14 protein-coding genes, 2 tRNA genes and 4 rRNA genes are annotated in these 26,725 nt (G+C 27.1%); 7 read left to right on the forward strand and 13 right to left on the reverse strand.

The features are described from left to right. Position 1: 1 nt before the first annotated feature. From carA to dnaE, 5 genes are all read right to left on the reverse strand, one after another. A complete protein-coding gene (gene carA / locus H0H36_RS01615; RefSeq protein WP_185869370.1) occupies positions 2 to 1,099 on the reverse strand; it encodes a glutamine-hydrolyzing carbamoyl-phosphate synthase small subunit in 1,098 nt (365 codons plus the stop codon). Next, positions 1,089 to 2,237: an aspartate aminotransferase family protein gene (locus tag H0H36_RS01620; RefSeq protein ID WP_185869371.1), complete on the reverse strand. Its 1,149-nt coding sequence runs from the start codon at positions 2,235 to 2,237 to the stop codon at positions 1,089 to 1,091. Before H0H36_RS01620 ends, carA begins: the two co-directional genes overlap by 11 nt. Before the next feature lie 10 nt (positions 2,238 to 2,247). Beyond that, positions 2,248 to 3,222, reverse strand: coding sequence for an N-acetyl-gamma-glutamyl-phosphate reductase (gene argC, locus H0H36_RS01625; RefSeq protein WP_185869372.1), 975 nt, complete (start codon positions 3,220 to 3,222; stop codon positions 2,248 to 2,250). Continuing rightward, on the reverse strand, positions 3,215 to 4,972 hold the full coding sequence (locus H0H36_RS01630; RefSeq protein WP_185869373.1) for an argininosuccinate synthase domain-containing protein: 1,758 nt from the start codon (positions 4,970 to 4,972) through the stop codon (positions 3,215 to 3,217). The genes argC and H0H36_RS01630 overlap by 8 nt, the downstream gene beginning before the upstream one ends. Positions 4,973 to 5,091: 119 nt before the next feature. Further along, positions 5,092 to 9,372, reverse strand: a complete 4,281-nt coding sequence (gene dnaE, locus H0H36_RS01635) for a DNA polymerase III subunit alpha (RefSeq protein WP_185869374.1) — start codon at positions 9,370 to 9,372, stop codon at positions 5,092 to 5,094. Between the two features lie 167 nt (positions 9,373 to 9,539). Here dnaE and rpsA point away from each other — a divergent pair, with 167 nt between their 5' ends. After that, positions 9,540 to 11,336: a 30S ribosomal protein S1 gene (gene rpsA / locus H0H36_RS01640; protein ID WP_185869902.1), complete on the forward strand. Its 1,797-nt coding sequence runs from the start codon at positions 9,540 to 9,542 to the stop codon at positions 11,334 to 11,336. Positions 11,337 to 11,349: 13 nt separating this feature from the next. After that, positions 11,350 to 13,062 carry a ribonucleoside-diphosphate reductase subunit alpha gene (locus tag H0H36_RS01645; protein ID WP_185869375.1) on the forward strand — a complete coding sequence of 571 codons (1,713 nt, stop codon included), beginning with the start codon at positions 11,350 to 11,352 and terminating at the stop codon, positions 13,060 to 13,062. A gap of 42 nt (positions 13,063 to 13,104) precedes the next feature. Here the strand turns inward: H0H36_RS01645 and rrf (H0H36_RS01650) are convergent. Continuing rightward, positions 13,105 to 13,214, reverse strand: a 5S ribosomal RNA gene (gene rrf / locus H0H36_RS01650). A 136-nt stretch (positions 13,215 to 13,350) separates the two neighbouring features. Between rrf (H0H36_RS01650) and H0H36_RS01655 the strand changes: the two genes are divergently transcribed. Further along, complete coding sequence (locus H0H36_RS01655) at positions 13,351 to 15,063, forward strand: ribonucleoside-diphosphate reductase subunit alpha (RefSeq protein ID WP_185869375.1); 1,713 nt, start codon at positions 13,351 to 13,353, stop codon at positions 15,061 to 15,063. A 42-nt stretch (positions 15,064 to 15,105) separates the two neighbouring features. On the opposite strand, the gene rrf (H0H36_RS01660) is transcribed toward H0H36_RS01655, so the two are convergent. The 5 genes from rrf (H0H36_RS01660) to H0H36_RS01680 all read right to left on the reverse strand — a co-directional run bounded on the left by rrf (H0H36_RS01660) (position 15,106) and on the right by H0H36_RS01680 (position 19,986). Continuing rightward, positions 15,106 to 15,215 (reverse strand): 5S ribosomal RNA (gene rrf / locus H0H36_RS01660). Positions 15,216 to 15,255: 40 nt separating this feature from the next. Next, positions 15,256 to 18,142, reverse strand: a 23S ribosomal RNA gene (locus H0H36_RS01665). Positions 18,143 to 18,200: 58 nt separating this feature from the next. Further along, positions 18,201 to 18,274: transfer RNA gene (locus H0H36_RS01670), tRNA-Ala, on the reverse strand. Positions 18,275 to 18,291: 17 nt separating this feature from the next. Continuing rightward, a tRNA-Ile gene (locus H0H36_RS01675) sits at positions 18,292 to 18,365 on the reverse strand. Between the two features lie 93 nt (positions 18,366 to 18,458). Further along, positions 18,459 to 19,986: ribosomal RNA gene (locus tag H0H36_RS01680) — 16S ribosomal RNA — on the reverse strand. The 16S, 23S and 5S rRNA genes sit together here with 2 tRNA genes alongside, the layout of an rRNA operon. A 204-nt stretch (positions 19,987 to 20,190) precedes the next feature. Here H0H36_RS01680 and queA point away from each other — a divergent pair. Genes queA through topA form a run of 3 tightly spaced genes read left to right on the forward strand, consistent with a single transcriptional unit; the run spans position 20,191 to position 24,374 of the window. Further along, on the forward strand, positions 20,191 to 21,234 hold the full coding sequence (queA, locus tag H0H36_RS01685; protein ID WP_185869903.1) for a tRNA preQ1(34) S-adenosylmethionine ribosyltransferase-isomerase QueA: 1,044 nt from the start codon (positions 20,191 to 20,193) through the stop codon (positions 21,232 to 21,234). Between the two features lie 39 nt (positions 21,235 to 21,273). After that, on the forward strand, positions 21,274 to 22,245 hold the full coding sequence (locus H0H36_RS01690; RefSeq protein WP_185869376.1) for a polyprenyl synthetase family protein: 972 nt from the start codon (positions 21,274 to 21,276) through the stop codon (positions 22,243 to 22,245). 14 nt (positions 22,246 to 22,259) lie between these two features. Continuing rightward, a complete protein-coding gene (topA, locus tag H0H36_RS01695) occupies positions 22,260 to 24,374 on the forward strand; it encodes a type I DNA topoisomerase (RefSeq protein WP_185869377.1) in 2,115 nt (704 codons plus the stop codon). 3 nt (positions 24,375 to 24,377) lie between these two features. Here topA and H0H36_RS01700 read toward each other — a convergent pair whose 3' ends face one another. After that, positions 24,378 to 24,800, reverse strand: a complete 423-nt coding sequence (locus H0H36_RS01700; RefSeq protein ID WP_185869378.1) for a hypothetical protein — start codon at positions 24,798 to 24,800, stop codon at positions 24,378 to 24,380. Positions 24,801 to 25,037: 237 nt separating this feature from the next. Here H0H36_RS01700 and rsmI point away from each other — a divergent pair, with 237 nt between their 5' ends. Then, positions 25,038 to 25,697, forward strand: coding sequence for a 16S rRNA (cytidine(1402)-2'-O)-methyltransferase (gene rsmI / locus H0H36_RS01705; protein ID WP_185869379.1), 660 nt, complete (start codon positions 25,038 to 25,040; stop codon positions 25,695 to 25,697). Here the strand turns inward: rsmI and asd are convergent, their stop codons facing one another. Further along, positions 25,698 to 26,696 carry an aspartate-semialdehyde dehydrogenase gene (gene asd / locus H0H36_RS01710; RefSeq protein ID WP_185869380.1) on the reverse strand — a complete coding sequence of 333 codons (999 nt, stop codon included), beginning with the start codon at positions 26,694 to 26,696 and terminating at the stop codon, positions 25,698 to 25,700. Positions 26,697 to 26,725: the final 29 nt, after the last annotated feature.

Raw genomic sequence — 26,725 nt, forward strand, 5'->3', positions numbered from 1 at the left:
TTTAATTATTTTTATTGCCTTTAACAATATTGATAAAAATATCGAATAAAAATTCTGTATCTGTAGGACCGCTTGAAGCTTCTGGATGAAATTGTACTGAAAAAAAAGGTTTATAATCATGAATAATACCTTCACAAGTATTATCATTTAAATTTCTAAAAAACATTTTCCATTCTTTAGATAAATTTCTAGCGTCTAATCCATATCCATGGTTTTGTGATGTAATAAAACTTTTTCCTGTTTTTAATAAAACAACTGGTTGATTATGACCTCTATGAGCATATTTTAATTTAAAAGTATCTCCTCCTGCAGCAATACCCAAAAGTTGATTTCCTAAACATATTCCAAATATAGGTTTTTTATTTTCCATAGCTAAGCGAATATAATGTATAGGTTTTTTATAAATTTTAGGATTTCCAGGTCCATTTGAAAGAACCACTCCATCATATTCTTCTTTAGTAAAATCATAATCCCATGGAACTCTTACAATAGTACAATTTCTTCGTAAAAGACAACGTAAAATGTTATTTTTTAAACCAAAATCTACAAGTATTATTTTATATTTTCCATTACCATATATTATTTTTTTATGAATAGAAACTTGTTCAGAAAGATTATCTTGGTTAGGATCATAAAAAGGAAGATCTTCATTTTCTATTAAAATTTTTCCTAACATAGATCCTCCATTTTTTCTAAGTTTTTTTGCAATAAATCTAGTATCTATTCCATATAATCCTGGAACTCCACTTTTACATAACCAATCAGATAAAGATAGACTCATATTCCAATGATATGGATGTTTAGAATAATAAGAAATAATAATACCGGATACTTGAATTCTATCTGATTCATAAAATTCATGAATAGATTCTTTGCAAGAAAAAGACGGAAGACCATAATTTCCTATTATAGGATAAGTATAAGTCAAAATTTGACCTTTGTAAGAGGGGTCCGTTATACTTTCTGTATAACCTGTCATAGCTGTATTAAACACCACTTCTCCAGAAGAAGATACTGTAGCTCCAAAATGATAAGCTTCATATTTTGTTCCATCTTCCAATATAAGGATTCCCTTTTTTTTTATTTTATTATTTTCCATTTTTAAGATACGATAAAGCATTCTTTAATTTTTCCAGGAATAATTTTATGTGATTAATGTTAATGTTCAATGAAGGGAGCAATCGTAAAACATATGGATTGTTAGAATTTCCTACAAATACTTTTTCTCTATAAACTAAAATATTTTTTAAATATTGAATAGGAAAATTAAATTCTAAACCTAACATAAGGCCTCTTCCTCTTATTTCTTTTATTTCAGGAATTAAACTCAATTTTTGTAAAAGTATTTTACCCATTTTTTTTGCATTTTCCATTAAATTCTCTTTTTTAATAATTTCCAATACAGCAATACCAGCTGTACAAGCTAAATGATTACCACCAAAAGTAGTTCCCAACATACCATAATATGGTTTAAATTTAGGATGTATTATAACCCCTCCTATGGGAAATCCATTACCCATACCTTTAGCTACAGTAATTAAATCTGGTTGTATAGGATATAATTGGTGAGAAAAAAAAGTACCTGTTCTTCCATATCCACTTTGAACCTCATCAACAATAAATATTATATCATATTTTTTACAAAGTTCATAAACTTTACAAAAAAAATTTAAACCTGGATCTATAATTCCAGATAGACCTTGTATTCCTTCAGTAATTAAAGCACAAATATCTTTTTTTTTTAATTCTTTTTCTAAAAAATCAATATTTTTATAATCTATAAATACCGTTTCATGTTGAGAATTAAAAGGAGATAATAATTTATAATTATCTGTAACCGATAAACTTCCACTTGTTCTTCCATGAAAAGATCCCTTAAATGCAATAACCTTTTTTTTTCCAGTATAAAAAGAAGCAATTTTCAATGCATTTTCATTAGATTCTGTACCAGAATTACAAATAAATAAAGAATAGTTTTTATATCCAGAAATACTACCAAGTAGACTAGCTAGTTTATTTTTTTGAGAAATAAAAACACTATTTGAATAATAAGATATTTTATGAATTTGTTCTGTTATAGCTTTAATATAATATGGATGAGAGTGCCCTATAGATATAACTGCATGCCCTCCATAAAAATCTAAATATTTATTACCTTTTGTATCAAATACATATGACTCTTTACTTTTATTTAATTCTATATCATTTAAAATAGGATAAACGTCAAATAATTTCATTTTTTTTTTATTAAAAACGAACAGATTTCAATTTTAAACCACAAGTTTCATCTAAATTAAATAGAAGATTCATATTTTGAATAGCTTGACCTGAAGCTCCTTTTATAAGATTATCTATAATGCTTATAATAATCAATTTATTTTTTTCTTTAAGAATATGCAAAATACATTTGTTAGTATTAACAACTTGTTTCACATCAATATTAATATCAGATATTTCTACAAATGGATGATTTTTATAATATTCTTTATATATTTCTATATTCTTTTCTAAAGAAATAATAGAATAAGTATATAAAGTAGCTATAATACCTCTAGAAAAATTTCCTCTATAAGGAATAAAATAAATTTTTTCAGAAAAATTTTTTTGTACTTTATAAATGATTTCTTCAATTTCTTGCAAATGTTGATGTTTAAAAATTTTATAAGTAGAAATATTATTATTTCTCCAACTAAAATGATTAGTATCACTATTTTTTATTCCTGATCCTGTTGATCCAGTTATAGCGCTAATATGAATATTTTTTTTTAATAATTTTTTTTTAGCTAATGGTAAAATTGCTAAAAGAATAGCCGTAGCAAAACATCCAGGATTAGCTATATTATTAGATTTTTCAATTATTTTTTTTTGTAATTCTGGTAATCCATAAATAAAATTTCTATTTTTAAAAACAGATTGATTTTTTATTCTAAAATCTTGACTAAGATCAATTACTTTTATATTATCTGGTATATTATTCAATTCTTTTCTAGATTTTCCATGTCCAGAACAAAGAAATACAATATCTATATTTTGTTTTAAATCAATGGAAAATTTCATATTTTCTATTTCTCCTAATAAATCTTGATGAACCAAATGAATCAACTTTCCTGTATGACTTCTACTTACTACACTTTTAATTTTTACTTTTGGATGATGAATCATTAATCTAATTAATTCTCCAGCAGTATATCCAGCTCCTCCTATAATACCTATTTCAATCATTTTTATTATTTAAATTATGATATATTTTCATTTGATTACTCAAAATTTTTGTAAAACCTTTAACATCTTCAGCAGTCCAAGCATGATTCATTTCTCCATATTGAGCTATTTTAGAAGATGCCATTAAATCGAACTTAGATTTAATTCCAACTAAATGAAATCTATAAGGATATAAAATTATATTTACAGTTCCTGTTAATCTTTCTTGTGTACTTTTCAAAAATTTTTCTATATCACGCATAACAGGATCTAAATACTGAGCTTCATGAAGCAACATTCCATACCAATTGGATAATTGTTCTTTCCAGTAAAGTTGCCATTTTGTAAGAATATGTTTTTCTAATAAATGATGAGCTTTAATGATAATAATTGCTGCAGAAGCTTCAAAAGCTACTCTTCCCTTTATACCTAAAATAGTGTCCCCTGTATGAATACCTCTTCCTATAGCAAATTTTGAAGCTATTTTTTCAATTTTTATTATATTTTTTATAGCTTTTTCTTTTTCTTGATTAACACTTACTAATTCACCTTTTTCAAATTCTAATTCTAAATGTTCACTTTTATTTTTGCTCAATTTGGTAGGATAAGCTTCTTCTGGTAAATCGTGATAAGAAGTTAGTGTTTCTTTTCCTCCTATACTAGTACCCCAAATACCTTTATTTATAGAATATTTAGCTTGATCCCAACAAATAGATATTCCTTTTTTTTTTAAATATTCTATTTCTTCTTTTCTAGAAATTTTTTTATCTCTTATAGGAGATAAGGTTATTTTTTCTGGACAAATAATTTGAAAGGCTATGTCAAACCTAATTTGATCATTTCCAGCACCTGTACTTCCATGAGCAATAGCTATTGCTTTAATAGAAGTAGCATATTTAGCTATTTTAATAGCTTGAAAAATTCTTTCAGAACTTACTGAAAGTGGATAAGTATTGTTTTTAAGAATATTACCAAATATAAGATACTTTATACAATTTTGATAGTATTCTTCTATAGCATCAATAGTTTTATGAGATTTAGATCCAATATTTAAAGCTCTATCTTCAATTTTTTCTAATTCATCTTTATTAAATCCTCCTGTATTAATGATTACGGTATGAACTTCATATTTCTCTTGTATAAGATATTTTAAACAATAAGAAGTATCTAAACCTCCACTATAAGCTAGAACAATTTTATCTCCTGGAAATAAACAATTTTTTTTATTATTATTTTTTTTTGTATTTTCTGGATGATATAAAAGACCTGTACATAAACACATTTTTCTTTTATTTTTTGTTAATATATCAAAGTTTGCACAACTTTTACATCCTTTCCAAAATTTTTCTGATTGAGTCAATTCACTAAATGCTACAGGCTTGAATCCCAATTCTGTATTTATTTTAATAACTGGGTTACTTGTTGTAATACTAAATATTTTGGAATTTGGAAATTTTTTTCTGGAAAGTTTAAATATTTCAACTTTAATAATTTTTGCTAATCCTTTTTTTCTAAATTCTGGGAAAACAATCAATCCAGAATTAACAACAAATTCATTGTTTTGAAAAATTTCAAGATAGCTAAATCCAGCTAATACCTCATCAAAAAAAGCAATTATTGCATTTCCATTAATCATTTTAGATTTAATATATTCTGGATCTTTTTTTGCTATTCCAGTTCCTCTGCTTTTTGCTGATTCCTGAATTTTTTTACAAATTAGGTAAGCATATTTTGTATCCTCATCATGAGATACTCTAACTTTTATTTTCATTTTTATAAGAAACCACAACAAAATAAATGCGTTGCACTGATTGGTAGTAGTAATATTTCATATTATATAAACCCTACTACAAATTTAATATTTTAATTAATTTTAGTCTATTATCAGTTTTAATTTAAACAAAAATCTAATCCTTTTATTTTTTCTAATTTTTTTAAAAAATTTGAATTAATATTAATTCCATATTTTTCAGATTCAAAATTTAAAAAAATTTTATTTTCTTTATCATAAAGAAGAATATTAAATTTTTTAGTTCCTATATCTTGATAGATAACTTTTTCTATATTATTAATAATTATATCATTTAAATTATCTATATTAATTTTTATTATTAATCTGTATACCAATTTTTTTAATACCTCTTTCAAATTTTCTATATGCAAAATTATCATTTTGCATTCTTTATATTTTTTTTCTATATAAATACACAGATGTAATAAATTATTATTAGTTAATAAAGGTTCATACTTTAAATATTGTTGTCCATAAATTCTAAATTCTTTAGAATATTGATAATCTTCTAATAAAAAAAAACCATATTTTGTTCCACTTTTTGTATATATTTTTTTTTCTATTTTAGATAAAATTCCACATATATAAATTTTTTTTCTTATATATTGTTGTGTAGACTCAATTTTTTTTAATTGATATAAAGATGAATTAGTGAGATATTTCATTTCATAATAAAAATCATCTAAAGGATGTGAAGAGGCATAAATACCTAATACTTCTTTTTCTTTAGATAATTTATACACATTATCCCATAACTTGCATTCCATACCAATAGGTGGTATATCTATTTTAATGTTTTTTTTATTTTTTTCTTTTTTATATTTTGATCCAAATCGAATAATTTTTTCTAAAGTACTTAATTTTTCCATATTTCTAATATGAAAATATTGTTCTCTATAAATATGAAAACAATCTAAAGATCCAGATAAAATTAAACTATCTAAAGTTTTTTTGTTCACTATACGTAAATCTATTCTTTTTACAAAATTAAAAATGGAAGTGAAAAATCCCTTTTTTTTTCTTTCTTGAATAATTATTTTTACAGCATTTTTTCCTACACCTTTTATTCCAGCAAGACCAAATCTAATGTATTTTTTATCATCATCTACTTTAAAAAAAGAATCACTTTCATTTATATTTGGACTTATTATAGGTATATTCATTTTTTTGCATTCTTCTATAAAAAAAGTAAGTTGTTTAATATTAAACATATTATTACTTAATACAGAAGCCATATACTCATATGGATAATGAGTTTTTAAATAAGCAGTTTGAAAAGCTATATAGGCATAACATGTTGCATGTGATTTATTAAAAGCATAACAAGAAAAATATTCCCAATCTTTCCATATTTTTTCTAATGTATATTGAGAATATCCTTTTTTCATAGCTTGATTAATAAATTTATTTTTCATTTTGTTGAGAACCTCTTTTTGTTTTTTACCCATAGCTTTTCTAAGTAGATCTGCATCTCCTTTGCTAAAATCAGCTATTTTTTGGGATATTAACATAACTTGTTCTTGATATATTGTTATTCCATAAGTTTCTTTTAAGAATTCCTCCATTTCTGGTAAATCATAATTTATAGTTTCTTTTCCATGTTTCCTGGATATAAAATTAGGAATATACTGTAAAGGTCCAGGTCTATATAAAGCTGTCATAGCTATTAAATCATCAAATTTATCAGGTTTTAATTGTTTTAAATATTTTTGCATTCCAGTAGATTCATATTGAAAAACAGCTACAGTTTTTCCTTTTTGAAAAAGACAATAAGTTTTTTGATCCTTTAAAGGAAATATAAAATCTGTAATATTTTTTCCTTTTTTTATAAGACTGATGGCGTCTTTAATAATAGTAAGGGTTTTTAATCCTAAAAAATCCATTTTTAATAATCCAGTATGTTCTACTACATTGTTATCAAATTGCGTAAGTAATAAATCTGATTCTTTTGATACAGAAACTGGAATATATTCTTTAATATCATGTGGGCTTATTATTATTCCACAAGCATGTATTCCTGTGCTTCTTATAGTTCCTTCTAAAATTCTTGCTTGTTGTAATACTTTACCTATTAAAGTATTTTTATCTTCTGCTAAATTTTTTATTTTTCTTATATTATTCAATTCTTCTTTACTAATTTTTTCTATCATATTTTTTTTAGAAAAAATAGATTTTAAAGAAACCATATTTGGTATCATTTTTGCTATTTTATCTGTATCTTTTAAAGATAAACCTAACACACGACCAGTATCCCTAATAGAAGATTTAGCTCCCATAGTAGCATATGTAATAATTTGTGCTACTTGATTTTTACCATATTTTTTTACTACCCATTCTATAATTTTATCACGTCCTTTATCATCGAAATCAATATCTATATCTGGTAAGGATATTCTATCCGGATTTAAAAATCGTTCAAAAAGTAAATGATATTTTATTGGATCTATATCTGTTATTTCTATACAATAAGCTACAACGGATCCTGCTGCAGATCCTCTTCCAGGTCCTATTGATATATTCATTTTTTTAGCTTGATAAATAAAATTATGAACAATAAGAAAATAACCTGGATATCCTATTTTTTCTATTGTTTTTAATTCAAAAATAATTCTTTCTTGTATTTCTTTAGTAATATTTTTATAACGTTTTTTAGCTCCATCATAAGTTATTTTTTTTAAAAAACGATTTTCTCCTCTATGACCTCCATCTATTTTATCCATAGGGTCTTCAAAAGATTTTGGAATTTTAAATTTTGGAAGTAATATTTTATTTGAAAGATGATAAGTTTCTATTTTATTTATCAAATCCTCTAAAAAGTCGAAAGATTCTGGAATATCTGAAAATATATTCTTCATTTCTTCTGTACTTTTAAAATAAAATTCATGATTTGGTAATCCAAATCTATGTCCTTTTCCTTTTCCTATAGGAGTAGATAATTTTTCTCTATTTTTTACGCATAATAAAATATCATGAGCATTAGCTTCTATTTTATCTAAATAAAATATATTATTTTGAGCTATATATTTTACATTATATTTTTTAGAAAATTTTAATAAAATATTATTTACATAATCTTCTTCTTCTAAACCATGACGTAATAATTCTATATAAAAATCGTCTCCAAAAAGGTCCTTCCACCATAAAAATATTTTTTCAGCTTTTCTTTCTCCATAATTTAGAATTGTATATGGAATTTCTGCATTAAGATCTCCACTAAGAGCAATTAAGTTTTCTTTATATTTTTCTATTAATTTTTTTCCAATTCTAGGAATACCAGCATAAAAACCTTCTGTATATCCAAGTGAACAAAGTTTTGATAAATTATGATAACCTTTTTTATTTTTAGATAAAAAAACTTGTTGATATCTTTTATCTGGAAATTCTTTAGTGAATTTTTTTTGTGAATAATTTTCTGATATAAATACTTCAGAACCAATTATTCCTTTTATATATTTTTCAGGATTATGTTTTTTATTTATAGAATGAATGGCCTTTAAAAAATAAAAAGATCCCATCATATTTCCATAATCTGTTATTCCTACAGCAGGCATATTAAGTTCTATTGCTCTATTTATCAAAGAATAAATATCTATAGTAGAATATAAAATAGAAAAGTGTGTATGATTATGAATATGAGAATATTTTTTTTTTTTTAGTTCTAAACTATTATTAATTATTTTTTTTTTTATTTTCTTTTTATGATAAAATAATGGTTTTTTAAATAAAACTGTAGAATCTGAAATTTTATAAGAATATTTTTTTCTAAATTCTAACATTATATTTTTTTCTATTCCTACATCTTTATGTGATATAACTCCAATACGCATTAATTCTAAGAAACAACGAGCTGTTGCTTTTACATCGTTTGCTGCATTATGTGATCCAGGAACTTCTTCTTTAAATAATTTTTGATATAACTCAGATAACGTAGGCCATTTATATTTTTTTCTACTTCCAGGTAATTTGCAATAATTAACTGATATTTCTTTAGTATCTAAAATTTTTTTCTCTTTAAAAGAAATTTTTTCTTTTTTTCTAAAAAATTCGGATTCTATAACTTTGATATCAAATTCTAAATTATGTCCTATTATACATTGATATTTATTAATATTTTTTTTAAATTCAATAAGGACTAAATTTAAATCAAATCCATTTTTTTCAGCTTTTTCATTCGTTATTCCATGTATTTTAAAAGCATTAAAAGGTATATCATAATTATCTGGTTTTATAATAAAGTTTTTAAATTCTATTAAATTTCCTAGAACATCGTGAATTTGCCATGAAATTTGTACAACTCTAGGCCAATTATCTGTATCAGTAATAGGATAATTATAATACTTAGGTAATCCTGTTGTTTCAGTATCAACAATGAGGTACATTTTATTTGAATTAATATAGAAAAAGTTACTGAAAAATTATTAGTTTTGTATTTATCTGTTTTTTTTATATAAAAATTCATTAAACAAGAATACTAATCAATTAACTATATATTATAGTTTCTATGTCCATGATTGTGTTTTTATTATGGATTAAAATAAATATAATTATGTCTAATCAAACAACTGAAAAAATAAAAAAAGAAGCATACCAAAAAATAAATGAAAAATTAAATAATTGTGATAAAATAGAAACAAGTTTCGATTGGACGAAATATGAAACTCATTTAAATAGTAAAGAAAAAAAAGATTTAGAAAAATTTTATGCAAATACATTGCCATATATTAGAGAATTAGAAATATACCAAGGAACCATAACTCATATTATGGAAAAAATAGTTCTAATAGATATTGGATTTAAAGCTGAAGGAGCTATTTCTATAAGTGAATTTAAAGAAAATTTTAATAATATTAAAATAGGTGATCATATTGAAGTGATGCTTGTTAAAATGGATTATAAAGGACAATGTATACTTTCTTATCAAAAAGCAAAAATGTTGAGAAATTGGCAACATATTAATGAAGTATACGAAAAATCTGAAGTTGTATTAGGTTATGTTGTAGCTAGAACAAAAGGAGGATTAATTGTTGAAATTTTTAACATTGAATGTTTTTTACCTGGTTCTCATATAAATGTAAAACCTGTTCGAGATTATGATACTTATGTAGGAAAAACTATGGAAGTAAAAGTAGTTAAAATTAATAAAAAAACTAAAAATGTTGTTGTTTCCCATAAAATATTAATAGAAAGAGATATAGAGGAGCAAAGAAAAGAAATGATATCAAAATTAGATAAAGGTCAAGTATTAGAAGGTAAAATAAAAAATATACTTCCTTATGGTGCTTTTGTTGATTTAGGAGGAGTAGATGCTTTACTTCATATTACAGATATGAGTTGGCCACATATAAATCATCCTACAGAAGTTGTTCAATTAGAACAAGAATTAAAATTCGTTGTATTAGGAGTGGATAAAGATAAAAATAGAGTTCAATTAGGATTAAAACAATTGCAACCTCATCCTTGGAATTCTTTAGATAAAGAATTAAAAGTAGGTAGTAAAATAAAAGGTAAAGTAAGTGTTATTGCTGATTATGGAGCTTTTATAGAAATTATTCCAGGTGTAGAGGCTTTGTTGCATATTAGTGAAATGTCTTGGGCTACTGATTTATCCTCAACACAAGATTTTGTGCAAATAGGAGATGAATTAGAAGCATTAATTTTAACTATAGATCGTCAAGAAAGAAAAATGTCTTTAAGTGTAAAACAACTTACAATAGATCCATGGATTAATATTCAAAATAAATATTATATAGGATCAAAGCATATTGGAATAGTAAAAAAATTTACTAATTTTGGAGTTCTTTTAGAATTAGAAAAAGGAATATCAGGAATCATTTATACTAATGATTTATCATGGATAAAGAAAATAAAACATCCTTCTGAATTTTGTAATATAAATGATGAATTAGAAATTATAATTATTTCTTTAGATTCTAAATTAAGAAAATTAAATTTAGGACATAAACAATTGAAAGAAAATCCATGGTATAAATATGAAAAAATTTATTATGTTGGTAGTATACATGTAGGAAAAATAACTACTTTATTTGATAAAGGAGCTTATGTTAAATTTTTTGAGGATCAAGAAATAGATGCTTTTGTTCCTTTACGTTTTTTAGAAAAAAAAGATGGTAGATTTCTTAAAAAAGGAGAAAAATCTAATTTTAAAATAATAGAATTCAATAAAGAAACAAAAAAAATTGTGGGGTCTCATACGTCTATTTTCCGTGATAAAGATCAAAAAAAAGAACAACGTATTAGAAGAAAATTTGAACGTTCTACTCTTGGAGATATAGCTGGATTAGCTAAATTAAAAGAACAAATAGAAAAAGAAAAAAATAAATAGTTCTAAAATAAAAATGGAAACACACTCTATTGCAGAAAAAGAAGGATGGAAAGTTGGTAAGGATTTTCCTGTTTGGGCTAATAATGAATTATATTTGACTACAATTAAAGGTGGATACTTATTAGATAAAGAAAATCCTTTTGAAGCATATAAAAGGTTAGCAAAAAACGCTGCAAAAATTTTAAAAAAACCTAAAATAGAAGAAGAATTTTTCTCAATTCTTTGGAAAGGCTGGTTAATCCCTTCTACTCCAGTTATGGTAAATCTTGGAACAGAAAAAGGATTACCTATTAGTTGTTTTTCAGGAAGAATTGGAGATAGTATGTATGAAATATATAGAAAAAATTTGGAAATGGCTATGTTAAGTAAACATGGTGGAGGGACATCATATGATTTTAGTTTAATTAGACCTATAGGTAGTTCTATAAAGAATGGAACTTTAGGTATATCTGATGGAATTATTCCTTTTATTAAATCATATGATAGTGCTATTGTAGCTAGTAAACAAGGAAGAACACGAAGAGGTGCAGTAGCTATTTATTTAAATATAGAGCATAAAGAATATCCAGAATTTTTAAAAATAAGAGAACCTAAAGGAGATATTAATCGTCAATGTCATAATGTTCATCAAGGAACTATAATATCTAATTCTTTTATGGAAAAAGTTTTAAAAGAAAATAGTAAAGAAAGAACATTATGGATAAATACTCTTAAAGAACGAGTTAAAACAGGAGAACCATATCTTTTTTTTAAAGATAATGCTAATGAAAATATTCCAGATAATTGGAAAAAACATGGATTAAAAATACATCATAGTAATCTTTGTTCTGAAATCATGTTACCAACAGATGAAAGTCATACTCTTGTTTGTTGTCTTTCTTCTCTTAATTTATATAAATATGTAGAATGGAAAAATACAAAAACTGTTTTTTATGCTATTTTATTTTTAGACGCAGTTTTACAAGAATTTATTGATAAAGGTCAAAATATAAGAGGAATAGAAGATGCTGTACGTTTTGCTGAAAAAAGTAGAGCATTAGGTTTAGGTGCATTAGGATGGCATTCTTATTTACAAGAAAATATGATTCCTTTTATATCTGTTAAATCTAGAATATTAACTCATAATATATTTAGAAATATTCAATTAGAATCTCAAAAAGCTACTAAATATTTAGCTAAAGAATATGGAGAATCTGAGTGGAATATAGGAACGGGTAGAAGAAATTTAACTTTAATGGCTATAGCTCCTAATAGGAGTTCTGCAAAACTAGCAGGAGGACTTTCTCAAGGTGTAGAACCGTTAGCTGCAAATATATATGTAGATGATGATGCAAAAGGAATGCATATTAGAAAGAATCCTTATTTAGAAAAAATACTCATAGAAAGTGGATATAATCTTCCAGAAATTTGGGAACAAATAGCTAATGAAAAAGGTTCTTGTCTTGGATTAACAGCTCTTAATGAAAAACAAAAAAATGTTTTTAGATGTTTTAAAGAAATTAATCAATTGGAATTAATAAAACAAGCTAGTATACGACAAAAATATATTGATCAAGGACAAAGTATTAACCTTGCTTTTCATCAAAATACTCCTGCTAAATATATTAATAAAGTACATATTGAAGCTTGGAAAATAGGTTTAAAAAGTCTTTATTATTATAGAAGCGAAAGTATTCTTCGTGCAGATACAAAAAATAGAGATTTATATTTTGAAAGTTTATTATAATAATTTTATTTGAAAGTTTATTATAATAATTTTAATAAAAAAATTGGGCAGCGACTTACTCTCCCGGAAAAACCAGTACCATCAGCGCTAATGTGTTTCACTTCTCTGTTCGGAATGGTAAGAGGTGGAACCACATTGCTATAACCACCCAATATAATATATAATTTATAATATACATGAGGACAAGAATAATAATAAAAGCCTACGGGTAATTAGTACTACTTAGCTATGACATTACTGCCTTTACACTTATAGCCTATCAACGTTGTCATCTCCAATAAAATAAAAATGGAAACACACTCTATTGCAGAAAAAGAAGGATGGAAAGTTGGTAAGGATTTTCCTGTTTGGGCTAATAATGAATTATATTTGACTACAATTAAAGGTGGATACTTATTAGATAAAGAAAATCCTTTTGAAGCATATAAAAGGTTAGCAAAAAACGCTGCAAAAATTTTAAAAAAACCTAAAATAGAAGAAGAATTTTTCTCAATTCTTTGGAAAGGCTGGTTAATCCCTTCTACTCCAGTTATGGTAAATCTTGGAACAGAAAAAGGATTACCTATTAGTTGTTTTTCAGGAAGAATTGGAGATAGTATGTATGAAATATATAGAAAAAATTTGGAAATGGCTATGTTAAGTAAACATGGTGGAGGGACATCATATGATTTTAGTTTAATTAGACCTATAGGTAGTTCTATAAAGAATGGAACTTTAGGTATATCTGATGGAATTATTCCTTTTATTAAATCATATGATAGTGCTATTGTAGCTAGTAAACAAGGAAGAACACGAAGAGGTGCAGTAGCTATTTATTTAAATATAGAGCATAAAGAATATCCAGAATTTTTAAAAATAAGAGAACCTAAAGGAGATATTAATCGTCAATGTCATAATGTTCATCAAGGAACTATAATATCTAATTCTTTTATGGAAAAAGTTTTAAAAGAAAATAGTAAAGAAAGAACATTATGGATAAATACTCTTAAAGAACGAGTTAAAACAGGAGAACCATATCTTTTTTTTAAAGATAATGCTAATGAAAATATTCCAGATAATTGGAAAAAACATGGATTAAAAATACATCATAGTAATCTTTGTTCTGAAATCATGTTACCAACAGATGAAAGTCATACTCTTGTTTGTTGTCTTTCTTCTCTTAATTTATATAAATATGTAGAATGGAAAAATACAAAAACTGTTTTTTATGCTATTTTATTTTTAGACGCAGTTTTACAAGAATTTATTGATAAAGGTCAAAATATAAGAGGAATAGAAGATGCTGTACGTTTTGCTGAAAAAAGTAGAGCATTAGGTTTAGGTGCATTAGGATGGCATTCTTATTTACAAGAAAATATGATTCCTTTTATATCTGTTAAATCTAGAATATTAACTCATAATATATTTAGAAATATTCAATTAGAATCTCAAAAAGCTACTAAATATTTAGCTAAAGAATATGGAGAATCTGAGTGGAATATAGGAACGGGTAGAAGAAATTTAACTTTAATGGCTATAGCTCCTAATAGGAGTTCTGCAAAACTAGCAGGAGGACTTTCTCAAGGTGTAGAACCGTTAGCTGCAAATATATATGTAGATGATGATGCAAAAGGAATGCATATTAGAAAGAATCCTTATTTAGAAAAAATACTCATAGAAAGTGGATATAATCTTCCAGAAATTTGGGAACAAATAGCTAATGAAAAAGGTTCTTGTCTTGGATTAACAGCTCTTAATGAAAAACAAAAAAATGTTTTTAGATGTTTTAAAGAAATTAATCAATTGGAATTAATAAAACAAGCTAGTATACGACAAAAATATATTGATCAAGGACAAAGTATTAACCTTGCTTTTCATCAAAATACTCCTGCTAAATATATTAATAAAGTACATATTGAAGCTTGGAAAATAGGTTTAAAAAGTCTTTATTATTATAGAAGCGAAAGTATTCTTCGTGCAGATACAAAAAATAGAGATTTATATTTTGAAAGTTTATTATAATAATTTTATTTGAAAGTTTATTATAATAATTTTAATAAAAAAATTGGGCAGCGACTTACTCTCCCGGAAAAACCAGTACCATCAGCGCTAATGTGTTTCACTTCTCTGTTCGGAATGGTAAGAGGTGGAACCACATTGCTATAACCACCCAATATAATATATAATTTATAATATACATGAGGACAAGAATAATAATAAAAGCCTACGGGTAATTAGTACTACTTAGCTATGACATTACTGCCTTTACACTTATAGCCTATCAACGTTGTCATCTCCAACGACCCTTAAAAGAAGCCTAATCTTGTGGTGAGTTTCGCACTTATATGCTTTCAGTGCTTATCTCTTCCGAACGTAGCTACTCAGCAATGCATCTGGCGACACAACTGATGCACCAGAGGTTCGTCCAATTCGGTCCTCTCGTACTAGAATCAGGTCCACTCAAGCTTCTAACGCTCGCAATAGATAGAGACCGAACTGTCTCACGACGTTCTGAACCCAGCTCGCGTGCCACTTTAATGGGCGAACAGCCCAACCCTTGGGACCTTCTTCAGCCCCAGGATGTGACGAGCCGACATCGAGGTGCCGAACCTCCCCGTCGATGTGAGCTCTTGGGGGAGACTAGCCTGTTATCCCCGGAGTACCTTTTATCCTTTGAGCGATGGCCCTTCCATACGGAACCACCGGATCACTATGCCCTACTTTCGTACCTGATCGACTTGTAAGTCTCACAGTCAAGCACCCTTATGCCATTACACTCTACACACGATTACCAAACGTGTTGAGGGTACCTTTGGGAGCCTCCGTTACTTTTTTGGAGGCGACCACCCCAGTCAAACTACCCACCACGCAATGTCCTCAATTTTTTTAATTGAGTTAGATTTCAACTAAAAAAAGGGTGGTATTTCAAGGTTAACTCCACATTACCTGGCGATAATGCTTCAAAGTTTCCCACCTATCCTACACATTTCTTAATCGAAATCAATACGAAGCTATAGTAAAGGTTCACAGGGTCTTTTCGTCCCATTGCGAGTAATCGGCATCTTCACCGATATTACAATTTCACCGAGCTCACGGCTGAGACAGTTTCCAGATCGTTACACCATTCGTGCAGGTCGGAACTTACCCGACAAGGAATTTCGCTACCTTAGGACCGTTATAGTTACGGCCGCCGTTTACTGGGGCTTCAGTTAAAAGCTTTGCCGAAGCTTACCTTTTTCTTTAACCTTCCAGTACTGGGCAGGTGTCAGACCCTATACATCATTTTTCAATTTAGCAGAGTCCTATGTTTTTGATAAACAGTCGCCTGGATCTCTTCGCTGCGGCCTTCTGTTAAGAAGGCTACCTTTCTCCCGAAGTTACAGGTTCATTTTGCCTAGTTCCTTAGCCGTGAATCACTCGAGCACCTTAGGATTCTCTCCTCAACTACCTGTGTCGGTTTTAGTACGGATTACTTTTATCTGAAGCTTAGAGGCTTTTCTTGGAAGTTCTTACCTGTACTATCCACTCGCCCGAAGGTTTATGGTACTATCATAGATCAGCAAAATATACGTATTTTACAATATATTTTATACCTAACTATTTCAACGTACATTTCCATTCGTACGCGACAGTTTCATTACTCCGTCCCCCCTATCGCAATAAAAGTAAGTACCGGAATATTAACCGGTTTTCCATCAATTACACCTTTCGATTTTATTTTAGGAACCGACTAACCCTCAGCTGATTAACATAGCTGAGGAAACCTTAGTTTTTCGGTGTGCAGGTTTTTTACCCGCATTATCGTTACTTATACCTACATTTTCTTTTGTAATAGCTCCACTAAATCTTACAATATAGCTTCTACGCCATTACAATGCTCCCCTACCGATTGATTTTAATCAATCCCATAGTTTCGGCGATATATTTATGCCCGATTATTATCCATGCTTAGTCACTCGACTAGTGAGCTGTTACGCACTCTTTAAATGAATAGCTGCTTCCAAGCTAACATCCTAGCTGTCTGAGTAACTAAACTTCGTTTATACAACTTAATATATACTTAGGGGCCTTAACTGATGGTCTGGGTTGTTTCCCTCTTGGACATGGACCTTAGCACCCATGCCCTCACTACCGTGAAACATAATAACAGCATTCGGAGTTTATCAGGAATTAGTAGGTGGTGAAACCCCTTCATCCAATCAGTGCTCTACCTCTGTATTACTTAACACGATGCTGCACCTAAATGCATTTCGGGGAGTACGAGCTATCTCCGAGTTTGATTGGCCTTTCACCCCTATCCACAAGTCATCCGAAGACTTTTCAACGTCAACCGGTTCGGTCCTCCACTATGTGTTACCACAGCTTCAACCTGCTCATGGATAGATCACTCGGTTTCGCGTCTAATTCCTCCGACTATTTCGCCCTATTCAGACTCGCTTTCGCTACGGCTCCATAGCTAAACTATTTAACCTTGCCGGAAAAATTAACTCATAGGTTCATTATGCAAAAGGCACGACGTCACCTTATTAAAAGGCTCCGACAGCTTGTAAGCGTATGGTTTCAGGATCTATTTCACCCTTCTATTCGAAGTACTTTTCACCTTTCCCTCACGGTACTAGTTCACTATCGGTCTCTGAGGAGTATTTAGCCTTACCGGATGGTCCCGGTAGATTCAGACAAGATTTCCCGTGTCCCGTCTTACTCAGGTTACTACTAAGTCATTTTTTTATTTTACATACAGGATTATCACCTTCTATGATTAGTTTTTCCAAACTATTCAGCTATAAAAAAATAATCTATATATTGTAGACCTACAACCCCATTATAGCCTAGACTATAATGGTTTAGGCTTTTCCATTTTCGCTCGCCACTACTAACAGAATCACTATTTGTTTTTTTTTCCTCTAGATACTTAGATGTTTCAGTTCTCTAGGTTTGCTTTACTTAAAAAGTAATATCATAATTAATGATAGGTTTCCCCATTCGGAAATCTACGGATTAATTTGTATGTGCCAATACCCGTAGCTTATCGCAGCTTATCACGTCCTTCTTCGCCTCTCAGAGCCAAGGCATCCACCATACGCCCTTTATTAGCTTTTTATTTTATTATTCTTACCTCAATTTGTATATTATATATGTCAAAGAACTTCTTTATAAGATGGAGAATATCGGAGTCGAACCGATGACCTCCTGCGTGCAAAGCAGGCGCTCTAGCCAACTGAGCTAATTCCCCTTCATTGTAATTTGTAATAGTCTCGCGCGGAATTGAACCGCGGACCTCTACATTATCAGTGTAGCGCTCTAACCGCCTGAGCTACGAGACTGAATTCATCAATCTCAACTAATCACTAATTTTTATATTAAAAAAAGCTTCTAGCCTAAATTTAATTTAGAAATTAATAAGAAAAATACTCTAAAAAAGAGATGTTCCAGCCGCACCTTCCGGTACGGCTACCTTGTTACGACTTAGCCCCAGTTATCGATTTTACCTTAAGCAGCTCCTTTTATGGTCACCGATTTCAGGTATCCCCGACTTCCATGGCTTGACGGGCGGTGTGTACAAGGCCCGGGAACGTATTCACCGCATCATGGCTGATATGCGATTACTAGCGATTCCAACTTCATAGAGTCGAGTTGCAGACTCCAATCCGAACTGAGATCGGTTTTTAGAGATTAGCATCTGATTGCCCAGTAGCACCCTTTGTACCGACCATTGTAGCACGTGTGTAGCCCAAGGTATAAGAGCCGTGATGATTTGACGTCGTCCTCACCTTCCTCTCGACTTACGTCGGCAGTCTTGTTAGAGTCCCCGACTTTACTCGCTGGCAACTAACAACAAGGGTTGCGCTCGTTGAGGGACTTAACCCAACACCTCACGGCACGAGCTGACGACAACCATGCAGCATCTTGTACTCCGTCCGAAGACTAAACTATTTCTAATTTATTCGTAGCACATTTAAACCTTGGTAAGGTTCCTCGCGTATCATCGAATTAAACCACATGCTCCACCGCTTGTGCGGGCCCCCGTCAATTCCTTTGAGTTTCAGCCTTGCGGCCGTACTCCCCAGGTGGATCACTTATCACTTTCGCTTAGTCACTGAAAAAATCCAACAACTAGTGATCATCGTTTACGGCGTGGACTACCAGGGTATCTAATCCTGTTTGCTCCCCACGCTTTCGTGCCTCAGCGTCAGTATAGATTTAGTAATCTGCTTTCGCGATCGGTGTTCTGTGTGATATCTATGCATTTCACCGCTACACCACACATTCCAATTACTCCAATCTCACTCAAGTCTATCAGTATCAATAGCCATTTTAACAGTTAAGCTGTAATATTTCACTACTGACTTAATAAACCGCCTACGCACCCTTTAAACCCAATAAATCCGGATAACGCTTGTGTCCTCCGTATTACCGCGGCTGCTGGCACGGAGTTTGCCGACACTTATTCGTATAGTACATTCACAATTCTTATCACGTAAGAATCTTTATTCCTAAACAAAAGCAGTTTACAACCCGTAAGGCATTCTTCCTGCACGCGGCGTGGCTGGTTCAGAGTTTCCTCCATTGACCAATATTCCTCACTGCTGCCTCCCGTAGGAGTCTGGTCCGTATCTCAGTACCAGTGTGGGGGATCACCCTCTCAGGCCCCCTACCGATCATTGTCTTGGTAAGCTTTTATCTTACCAACTAACTAATCGGACGCACGCCCATCTTTTGCCGTATTTCTACTTTAATAAAAAAATCATGCGATTTAATTATATTATAGAATATTAATCCGAGTTTCCTCAGGCTATCTTCTAGCAAAAGGTAGGTTACGTACGTGTTACGCACCCGTACGCCGGTCGCCATCAAAATCTAATAGATTTTATGTTGCCCCTCGACTTGCATGTGTTAAGCCCGCCGCTAGCGTTCATCCTGAGCCAGGATCAAACTCTCCGTTGTTATAAAATTAATATCAAAAATACGTAAAACCTTATTAATTAATATTAAACCAGGTCTAGAAGCATTTTTATGCAAAGAACAATAGAAAATGAATACAATTATACATTTTTTTTTTAAAATACTTAATAATAAATATATATATATTTTTTTGTTGAAAAAAAAATAACCTAATTTTATGCAAATAGTGTGAAAAAAATATTTCCTATGAGAACTTCAGATTTTGATTTTATATCTCCTTTAAATCTTCTTGCTAAATTTCCTTCTCAAGAAAGAGATGAATCCAAATTAATGGTAATTCATAGAAAAAGTAAAAAATTTGAACATAAATTATTTAAAGATTTACCTATTTATTTTGAAGAAGGAGATACTATTATAGTTAATAATACTAAAGTTTTTCCTGCAAGATTATTTGGAAATAAAGAAAAAACAGAAGCAAAAATAGAAGTTTTTTTACTTAGAGAATTAGATTCAAATGATAGAACTTGGGATGTATTAGTAGATCCTGCAAGAAAAGTAAGAGTAGGAAATAAATTAAATTTTGAATATGGATTAACAGGTGAAGTTATAGATAATACTACTTCTAGAGGAAGAATTTTACAACTTCATTTTAATGGAACTCATAAAGATCTTATTAAAAAAATAAAAGAAATAGGAAAAACTCCTTTACCTAAATATATTAATAGACAACCAGAAAAAAATGATAAAAAACGTTATCAAACTGTATATGCTAAAGAAGAAGGATCAGTAGCTGCTCCAACAGCAGGATTACATTTTTCAAAACATTTATTGAAAAAATTAGAAATAAAAGGTATTAATATAGTAGAAATAACTTTACATTTAGGATTAGGAAGTTTTTTACCTGTAGAAGTAGAAGATATATCAAAACATAAAATGGATTCCGAAAAATGTTTTATTAATAACAAAACATGTGATATAATAAATAAAACAATAGAAAAAAAAAAAAGAATTTGTGCTGTGGGAACTTCTTCTATGAGAGCTATAGAAAGCTCAGTTTCTTCTAATAAAAATTTAAATCCTTTTTTAGGATGGACTAATAAATTTATATTTCCTCCTTATCATTTTAATATAGCTAATTCTATGATTACAAATTTTCATATGCCTAAATCAACATTATTAATGATGACAGCAGCATTTGCTGGTTTTGATATAATAATGAAAGCTTATAAAATAGCAATACAAGAAAAATATAGATTTTATTCTTATGGAGATGCTATGCTTATTTTATAAAATTAAAATTATAAATTTTTTTATCTCTTTATTAATTTTATGAAAATAATTTTAGAAAAAATAAAAATTCCTATAAAAAAAGAAATTCAAAAATTTGAAAAACAATTTATTAATATAATAAAAAGTAATGTTACTTTGATAGATAAAATTACTCATTATATTACTCATAGAAAAGGAAAATTAATACGTCCTATATTTGTTTTTTTAATAGCTAAAATGTTAGGTACAATACAAAAAAAAACATATCATACAGCTTGTTTAATAGAATTAATTCATACTGCTACACTTATTCATGATGATGTTATAGATAATAGTAATCTTCGTCGTGGTTCTTTTTCTATTAATGCTATATGGAAAAATAAAATAGCTGTTTTAGCAGGAGATTATTTACTTTCTAAAAGTCTTTTATTAGCTACAAATAATAATTATTATGATCTCTTACAAATTATTTGTAAAACTATTAAAAATATGAGTGAAGTAGAATTATTACAAATAGAAAAATCTAAAAATTTAGATATTACCGAAAAAATTTATAATCAAATAATTTATCATAAAACTGCAAGTTTAATTGCAGCTTCTTGTGAATGTGGAGCTCTTTCTGTTAATACAGATAAAAAAACAGTATTAAAAATGAGACAATTTGGAATTTTTATAGGTATAGCATTTCAAATTAAAGATGATTTATTTGATTATGATAGTCAAAATTTTACAGGTAAACCTACAGGAATAGATTTAAAAGAAAAAAAAATAACATTACCTCTTATTCATGCTCTTGAAAAAGCTTCTAAAAAAGATAAAAAATGGATATTATATTTTATAAAAAATTATGATGAAAAAAAAAAATATGAAATAATAAATTTTGTTAAAAAATATGGAGGATTAGAATATGCTACTAAAAAAATGATAAAATTTCGTGATGAAGCAATAAAAATATTGGATTTTTATCCAAAAAATGAAATAAAAAAAACTTTAAAAATAATGGCAAATTTTATTGTTGAAAGAAATCAATAAAAGTAAAAATTTAAATGAAAAAAAATTTAGTAATTGTAGAATCTCCTATTAAAGCAAATACTATACAAACATTTCTTGGAAAAAATTATTATGTAGTATCTAGTAATGGACATCTTGTAGATCTTCCAGAAAAAGAAATAGGAGTAAAAATTAAAGAAAATTTTAAACCTAATTATACCATATTACCTAATAAAAAAAAAATTGTTCAAAATTTTAAAATATTAATAAAAGATTATCAAATTATATGGTTAGCCTCTGATGAAGATCGTGAAGGAGAAGCAATAGCTTATCAAATTTATAAAATTTTTAATATTCCTAGTGAAAAATATAGAAGAATAGTTTTTCATGAAATTACAAAAAAAGCAATTTTTAATGCTATTGAAAATCCAAGATTAATTAATTATAATTTAGTTTATGCTCAACAAGCAAGAAGAATTTTAGATAGATTAGTAGGATTTAAACTATCTCCCATTTTATGGAAAAAAGTTAAAACAGGACTTTCTGCAGGAAGAGTTCAATCAGCTGTAGTAAAACTTATAGTAGAACGAGAAGAAAAAATACAAAATTTTATTCCTACTCCAGTTTATCAAATAACTGCAACTTTTATAAATAAAAAAATAATTTTTAATGCTAAATTAGAAAAAAAAATAGAGGATAAAAAAGAAATAAAAAAAATTTTATCATTATGTATTAATTCATCTTTTAAAATAGAAAAAATTCTTGTTAAACAAGAAAAAAAAACACCTCCTCCTCCATTTACAACATCTTCTTTACAACAAGAAGCTTGCAATAAGCTAAATTATTCTATATCAAAAACGATGTTTTTATCTCAAAAATTATATGAAAAAGGATATATTACATATACTAGAACAGATAGTATAAATTTATCAAAAGATATTTTATATGAAATAAAAAATTATATACTTTCTTTATATGGTAAAAAATATTTTTTTTATAGAAATTTTTCTAATTATAAAAAAAATTTTTCTCAAGAAGCACATGAAGCCATTCGTCCTACAATTATTTTCTTTAATAAAGATTATTACAAATCTCTAGATATTTTTCAAAAACGTCTTTATAAACTTATATGGGAACGAACTATTATAGGTCAAATGACTGATGCTACAATTGAAAAAAAAATTTTTTATATTAAATCTTCTCATATAGAAAATTTTTTTATATGTACAAAAAAAATTTTTTTATTTGATGGATTTACAAAAATTACAAATAAAAAAAAAGAAGAAAAAAATATACCAGAAAATATTAATAAAAAAAATTCTATTTTAAAAATAGAAAAAATTATAGCAAAACAAATTATTAAAAATAATATATATAGATATAATGAAGCTACTTTAGTAAAAAATCTAGAAAAATTAGGAATAGGAAGACCTTCTACTTATGTCCCTATAATTTCTACTATTCAAAGAAGAAATTATGTTTGTTTGAAAAAAAAATCTCAAAAAATAAAAACACAAGAAATTTTTCTTCTTAAAAAAAATATTATTACTAAAACAGATGAAAAAATTATTGAAATAGAAAAAAATAAATTTATTCCTACAGAAATGGGAATTTTAACTACTGATTTTTTGCAAAAAAATTTTCAAAAAATAGTAGATTATGATTTTACTGCAAGTTTAGAAAAAAAATTTGATGATATAGCTAAAGGTGAAATTTCTTGGACAAAAATACTTGAAGATTTTTATAATGAATTTTATAAAAAAATAGAATATGTAAAAAAATATGTAAAAAAAATTAATAAAAATCGTTTTCTTGGAATAGACCCTATTTCAAATAGAAAAATTTTTGCAAAAATAGCTAAATTTGGTCCTATTATTCAAATAGGAGAATTTCAAGATAAAGATAAACCTAAATTTTTTCCTTTATTAAATAGTCAAAAAATAGATACAATTTCTCTTCAAAAAGCTTTAAAAATTATTGATTTACCTAAAATTATAGGTACTTTTGAAAAAGAAAATATTTTATTAAAAATAAATAAATATAATATTTATATTAAACATAAAAATAAATTTTTTCCAATAGAAGAAGAAATTTTTTTTAATTCAAAATCATTTAACTTGGAACAAGCAATTGATATTATTATTAATAATAGAAAAAAAATTAATAAATAATTATTAAATATCAAAATATCTTTGATTTAAATATGTTGTAGGATAAGCTTGATCATGTCCTGTTCGTCTAATATGATCTAAATATTTAGGAATATAGGATAAAGCTTTAATTCTATCAGATAAAGTCATTTTATTCCATATATTTTCAGCCATTTTTTTTTTACCTACTTTATATCTATAATCAATCCAAAAACGATTAAAAGATAAATCAGTTGGTATTTCTTCTATAGAAAAAGATGCTCTAGAATTTTTCATTTTATTTATAATAGATTCATTATAAGGTAAATATTTACCAATCCATATATAATGTGATAAAGAAAGTTTTTCAGGAAAAATAATTTCTCTTAAAAAACCATTTAAATCATATTTAAATATAATATCTCCAGAAACTAAATGACTTCTAAATATATATTGTTTACCTTTCATTATTATTTATTTCATCATCATTAACTATTTTAAAATATATTAACTAATTAATTTTGTTATGAATAAAATAATTATTATTCTATTATTTATTTTATTAATATAATGATGAAATTTTTTTAAGAAAAAAGTATATCAAATATTTTATATAATTTTAAAAATTTTTGATTTATCAGAATTGATATAATTAATTATAAGTTATTTATTTTATAAATAAATTAAAAATTATATAAAAATATAATGCTATATATAGTACCAACTCCTATAGGTAATTTAGAAGATTTTACTATTAGAAGTATAAGAATTTTAAAAGAAGTAGATTTAATTTTAGTAGAAAATTATAAAATATCTAAAAGATTATTAAATTTTTATAACATTAAAAATCATATAAATAAATATCATATATACAATGAACACAAAATAATACCTTTTTTTATAAAAGAAATAAAAAAAGGTAAAAAATTAGCATTAATATCTAATGCTGGAACTCCAAGTATATCAGATCCAGGTTTTTTACTTATTAAATATTGTATAGATGCTTCTATTTCTATAGAATGTTTACCTGGTGCTACAGCTTTAATTCCAGCTTTAGTAAATTCTGGATTTCCATCTGATGAATTTACTTTTATTGGATTTTTACCAAAAAAAAAAAGAAATAAAAAATTAGAAATCTTATCTAAAGAAAATAGAACTATTATATTATATGAATCTCCTCATAGATTATTACAAACATTAAATGATATAAAAAATTTTTGGGGATTAGAAAAAAATATAGTTATATGTAAAGAAATATCTAAAATTTATCAAAATATATTAAGAGGAAAAATAAAAGAAATAATTTTATATTATGAAAATAATAAAAAAATATTAGGAGAATATACCATAATTATTGAAAAATAATTAAATATATTTTTTATTTATTAAGTATTCTGCAATTTGAACAGTATTTGTAGCAGCTCCTTTTCTAAGATTATCTGCTACTATCCATATATTTATAGAATTTTTATAAGATAAATCTTCTCGTATTCTTCCAACAAAAATTTCATCTTTATGATGTGCATATAATGGCATAGGATATATATTTTTTTCTGGATTATCTTGTACTATAATACCTTTTGTTTTTGATAATATTTTATATATATGCTTAATATTTGGTTTTTTACTAAATGTTATATTTACACTTTCTGAATGACCTCCTATAACAGGTACACGAGCGGATGTTGCTGTAATAGCTATATTTTCATCATTTATTATTTTTTTTGTTTCATTTATTAATTTCATTTCTTCTATAGTATAACCTCCTTTTGTAAAAGAATCACAATGAGGTAAAACATTTTGATATATAGGATGTGGATATGTTGTTTTATCATAAGATAATGAAACACCTTGTTTTTCTTTTTTTAATTGATTCAAAGCTTTCATTCCAGTACCTGTTACTGATTGATAAGTAGATACAATAATTCTTTTTATATGATATTTTAAATGTAAAGGATATAATACCATTACTAATTGTATAGTTGAGCAATTTGGATTAGCAATAATTTTATCTTCTTTTTCTAAAAAAGAAGAATTTATTTCAGGTACAATCAATTTTTTATTAATATCCATTCTCCATGCAGAAGAATTATCTATAACTTTAGATCCTATTTTTGCAAATTTAGGAGCCCATTTTTTTGAAAAATCTGATCCTGCTGAAAATAAAACAATATTTGGTTTTTTTGAAAAAAAATCATAAATACTAATAATTTTATGTTCTTTTCCTTTAAATAGGAATGTTTTTCCTATAGATTTATCAGAAGCAGAAAGATATAACTTATCTAATGGAAAATTTCTTTTTTCTAAAATATCTATCATTACACGTCCTACCATACCTGTAACTCCTACTATTCCTAATTTCATTATATAAAAATTTAATTTTCCATTTATTC

This window comes from Blattabacterium cuenoti, assembly GCF_014252395.1.
Taxonomy (GTDB): Bacteria; Bacteroidota; Bacteroidia; order Flavobacteriales; family Blattabacteriaceae; genus Blattabacterium; species Blattabacterium cuenoti_AA.

Excerpts from the sequence above, each read along its gene's own strand:
- carA (WP_185869370.1), bottom strand. The coding sequence starts at position 1,099 with ATGGAAAATAATAAAATAAAAAAAAAGGGAATCCTTATATTGGAAGAT.
- H0H36_RS01620 (WP_185869371.1), bottom strand. The coding sequence starts at position 2,237 with ATGAAATTATTTGACGTTTATCCTATTTTAAATGATATAGAATTAAAT.
- argC (WP_185869372.1), bottom strand. The coding sequence starts at position 3,222 with ATGATTGAAATAGGTATTATAGGAGGAGCTGGATATACTGCTGGAGAA.
- H0H36_RS01630 (WP_185869373.1), bottom strand. The coding sequence starts at position 4,972 with ATGAAAATAAAAGTTAGAGTATCTCATGATGAGGATACAAAATATGCT.
- dnaE (WP_185869374.1), bottom strand. The coding sequence starts at position 9,372 with ATGTACCTCATTGTTGATACTGAAACAACAGGATTACCTAAGTATTAT.
- rpsA (WP_185869902.1), top strand. The coding sequence starts at position 9,540 with ATGTCTAATCAAACAACTGAAAAAATAAAAAAAGAAGCATACCAAAAA.
- H0H36_RS01645 (WP_185869375.1), top strand. The coding sequence starts at position 11,350 with ATGGAAACACACTCTATTGCAGAAAAAGAAGGATGGAAAGTTGGTAAG.
- H0H36_RS01655 (WP_185869375.1), top strand. The coding sequence starts at position 13,351 with ATGGAAACACACTCTATTGCAGAAAAAGAAGGATGGAAAGTTGGTAAG.
- queA (WP_185869903.1), top strand. The coding sequence starts at position 20,191 with ATGAGAACTTCAGATTTTGATTTTATATCTCCTTTAAATCTTCTTGCT.
- H0H36_RS01690 (WP_185869376.1), top strand. The coding sequence starts at position 21,274 with ATGAAAATAATTTTAGAAAAAATAAAAATTCCTATAAAAAAAGAAATT.
- topA (WP_185869377.1), top strand. The coding sequence starts at position 22,260 with ATGAAAAAAAATTTAGTAATTGTAGAATCTCCTATTAAAGCAAATACT.
- H0H36_RS01700 (WP_185869378.1), bottom strand. The coding sequence starts at position 24,800 with ATGAAAGGTAAACAATATATATTTAGAAGTCATTTAGTTTCTGGAGAT.
- rsmI (WP_185869379.1), top strand. The coding sequence starts at position 25,038 with ATGCTATATATAGTACCAACTCCTATAGGTAATTTAGAAGATTTTACT.
- asd (WP_185869380.1), bottom strand. The coding sequence starts at position 26,696 with ATGAAATTAGGAATAGTAGGAGTTACAGGTATGGTAGGACGTGTAATG.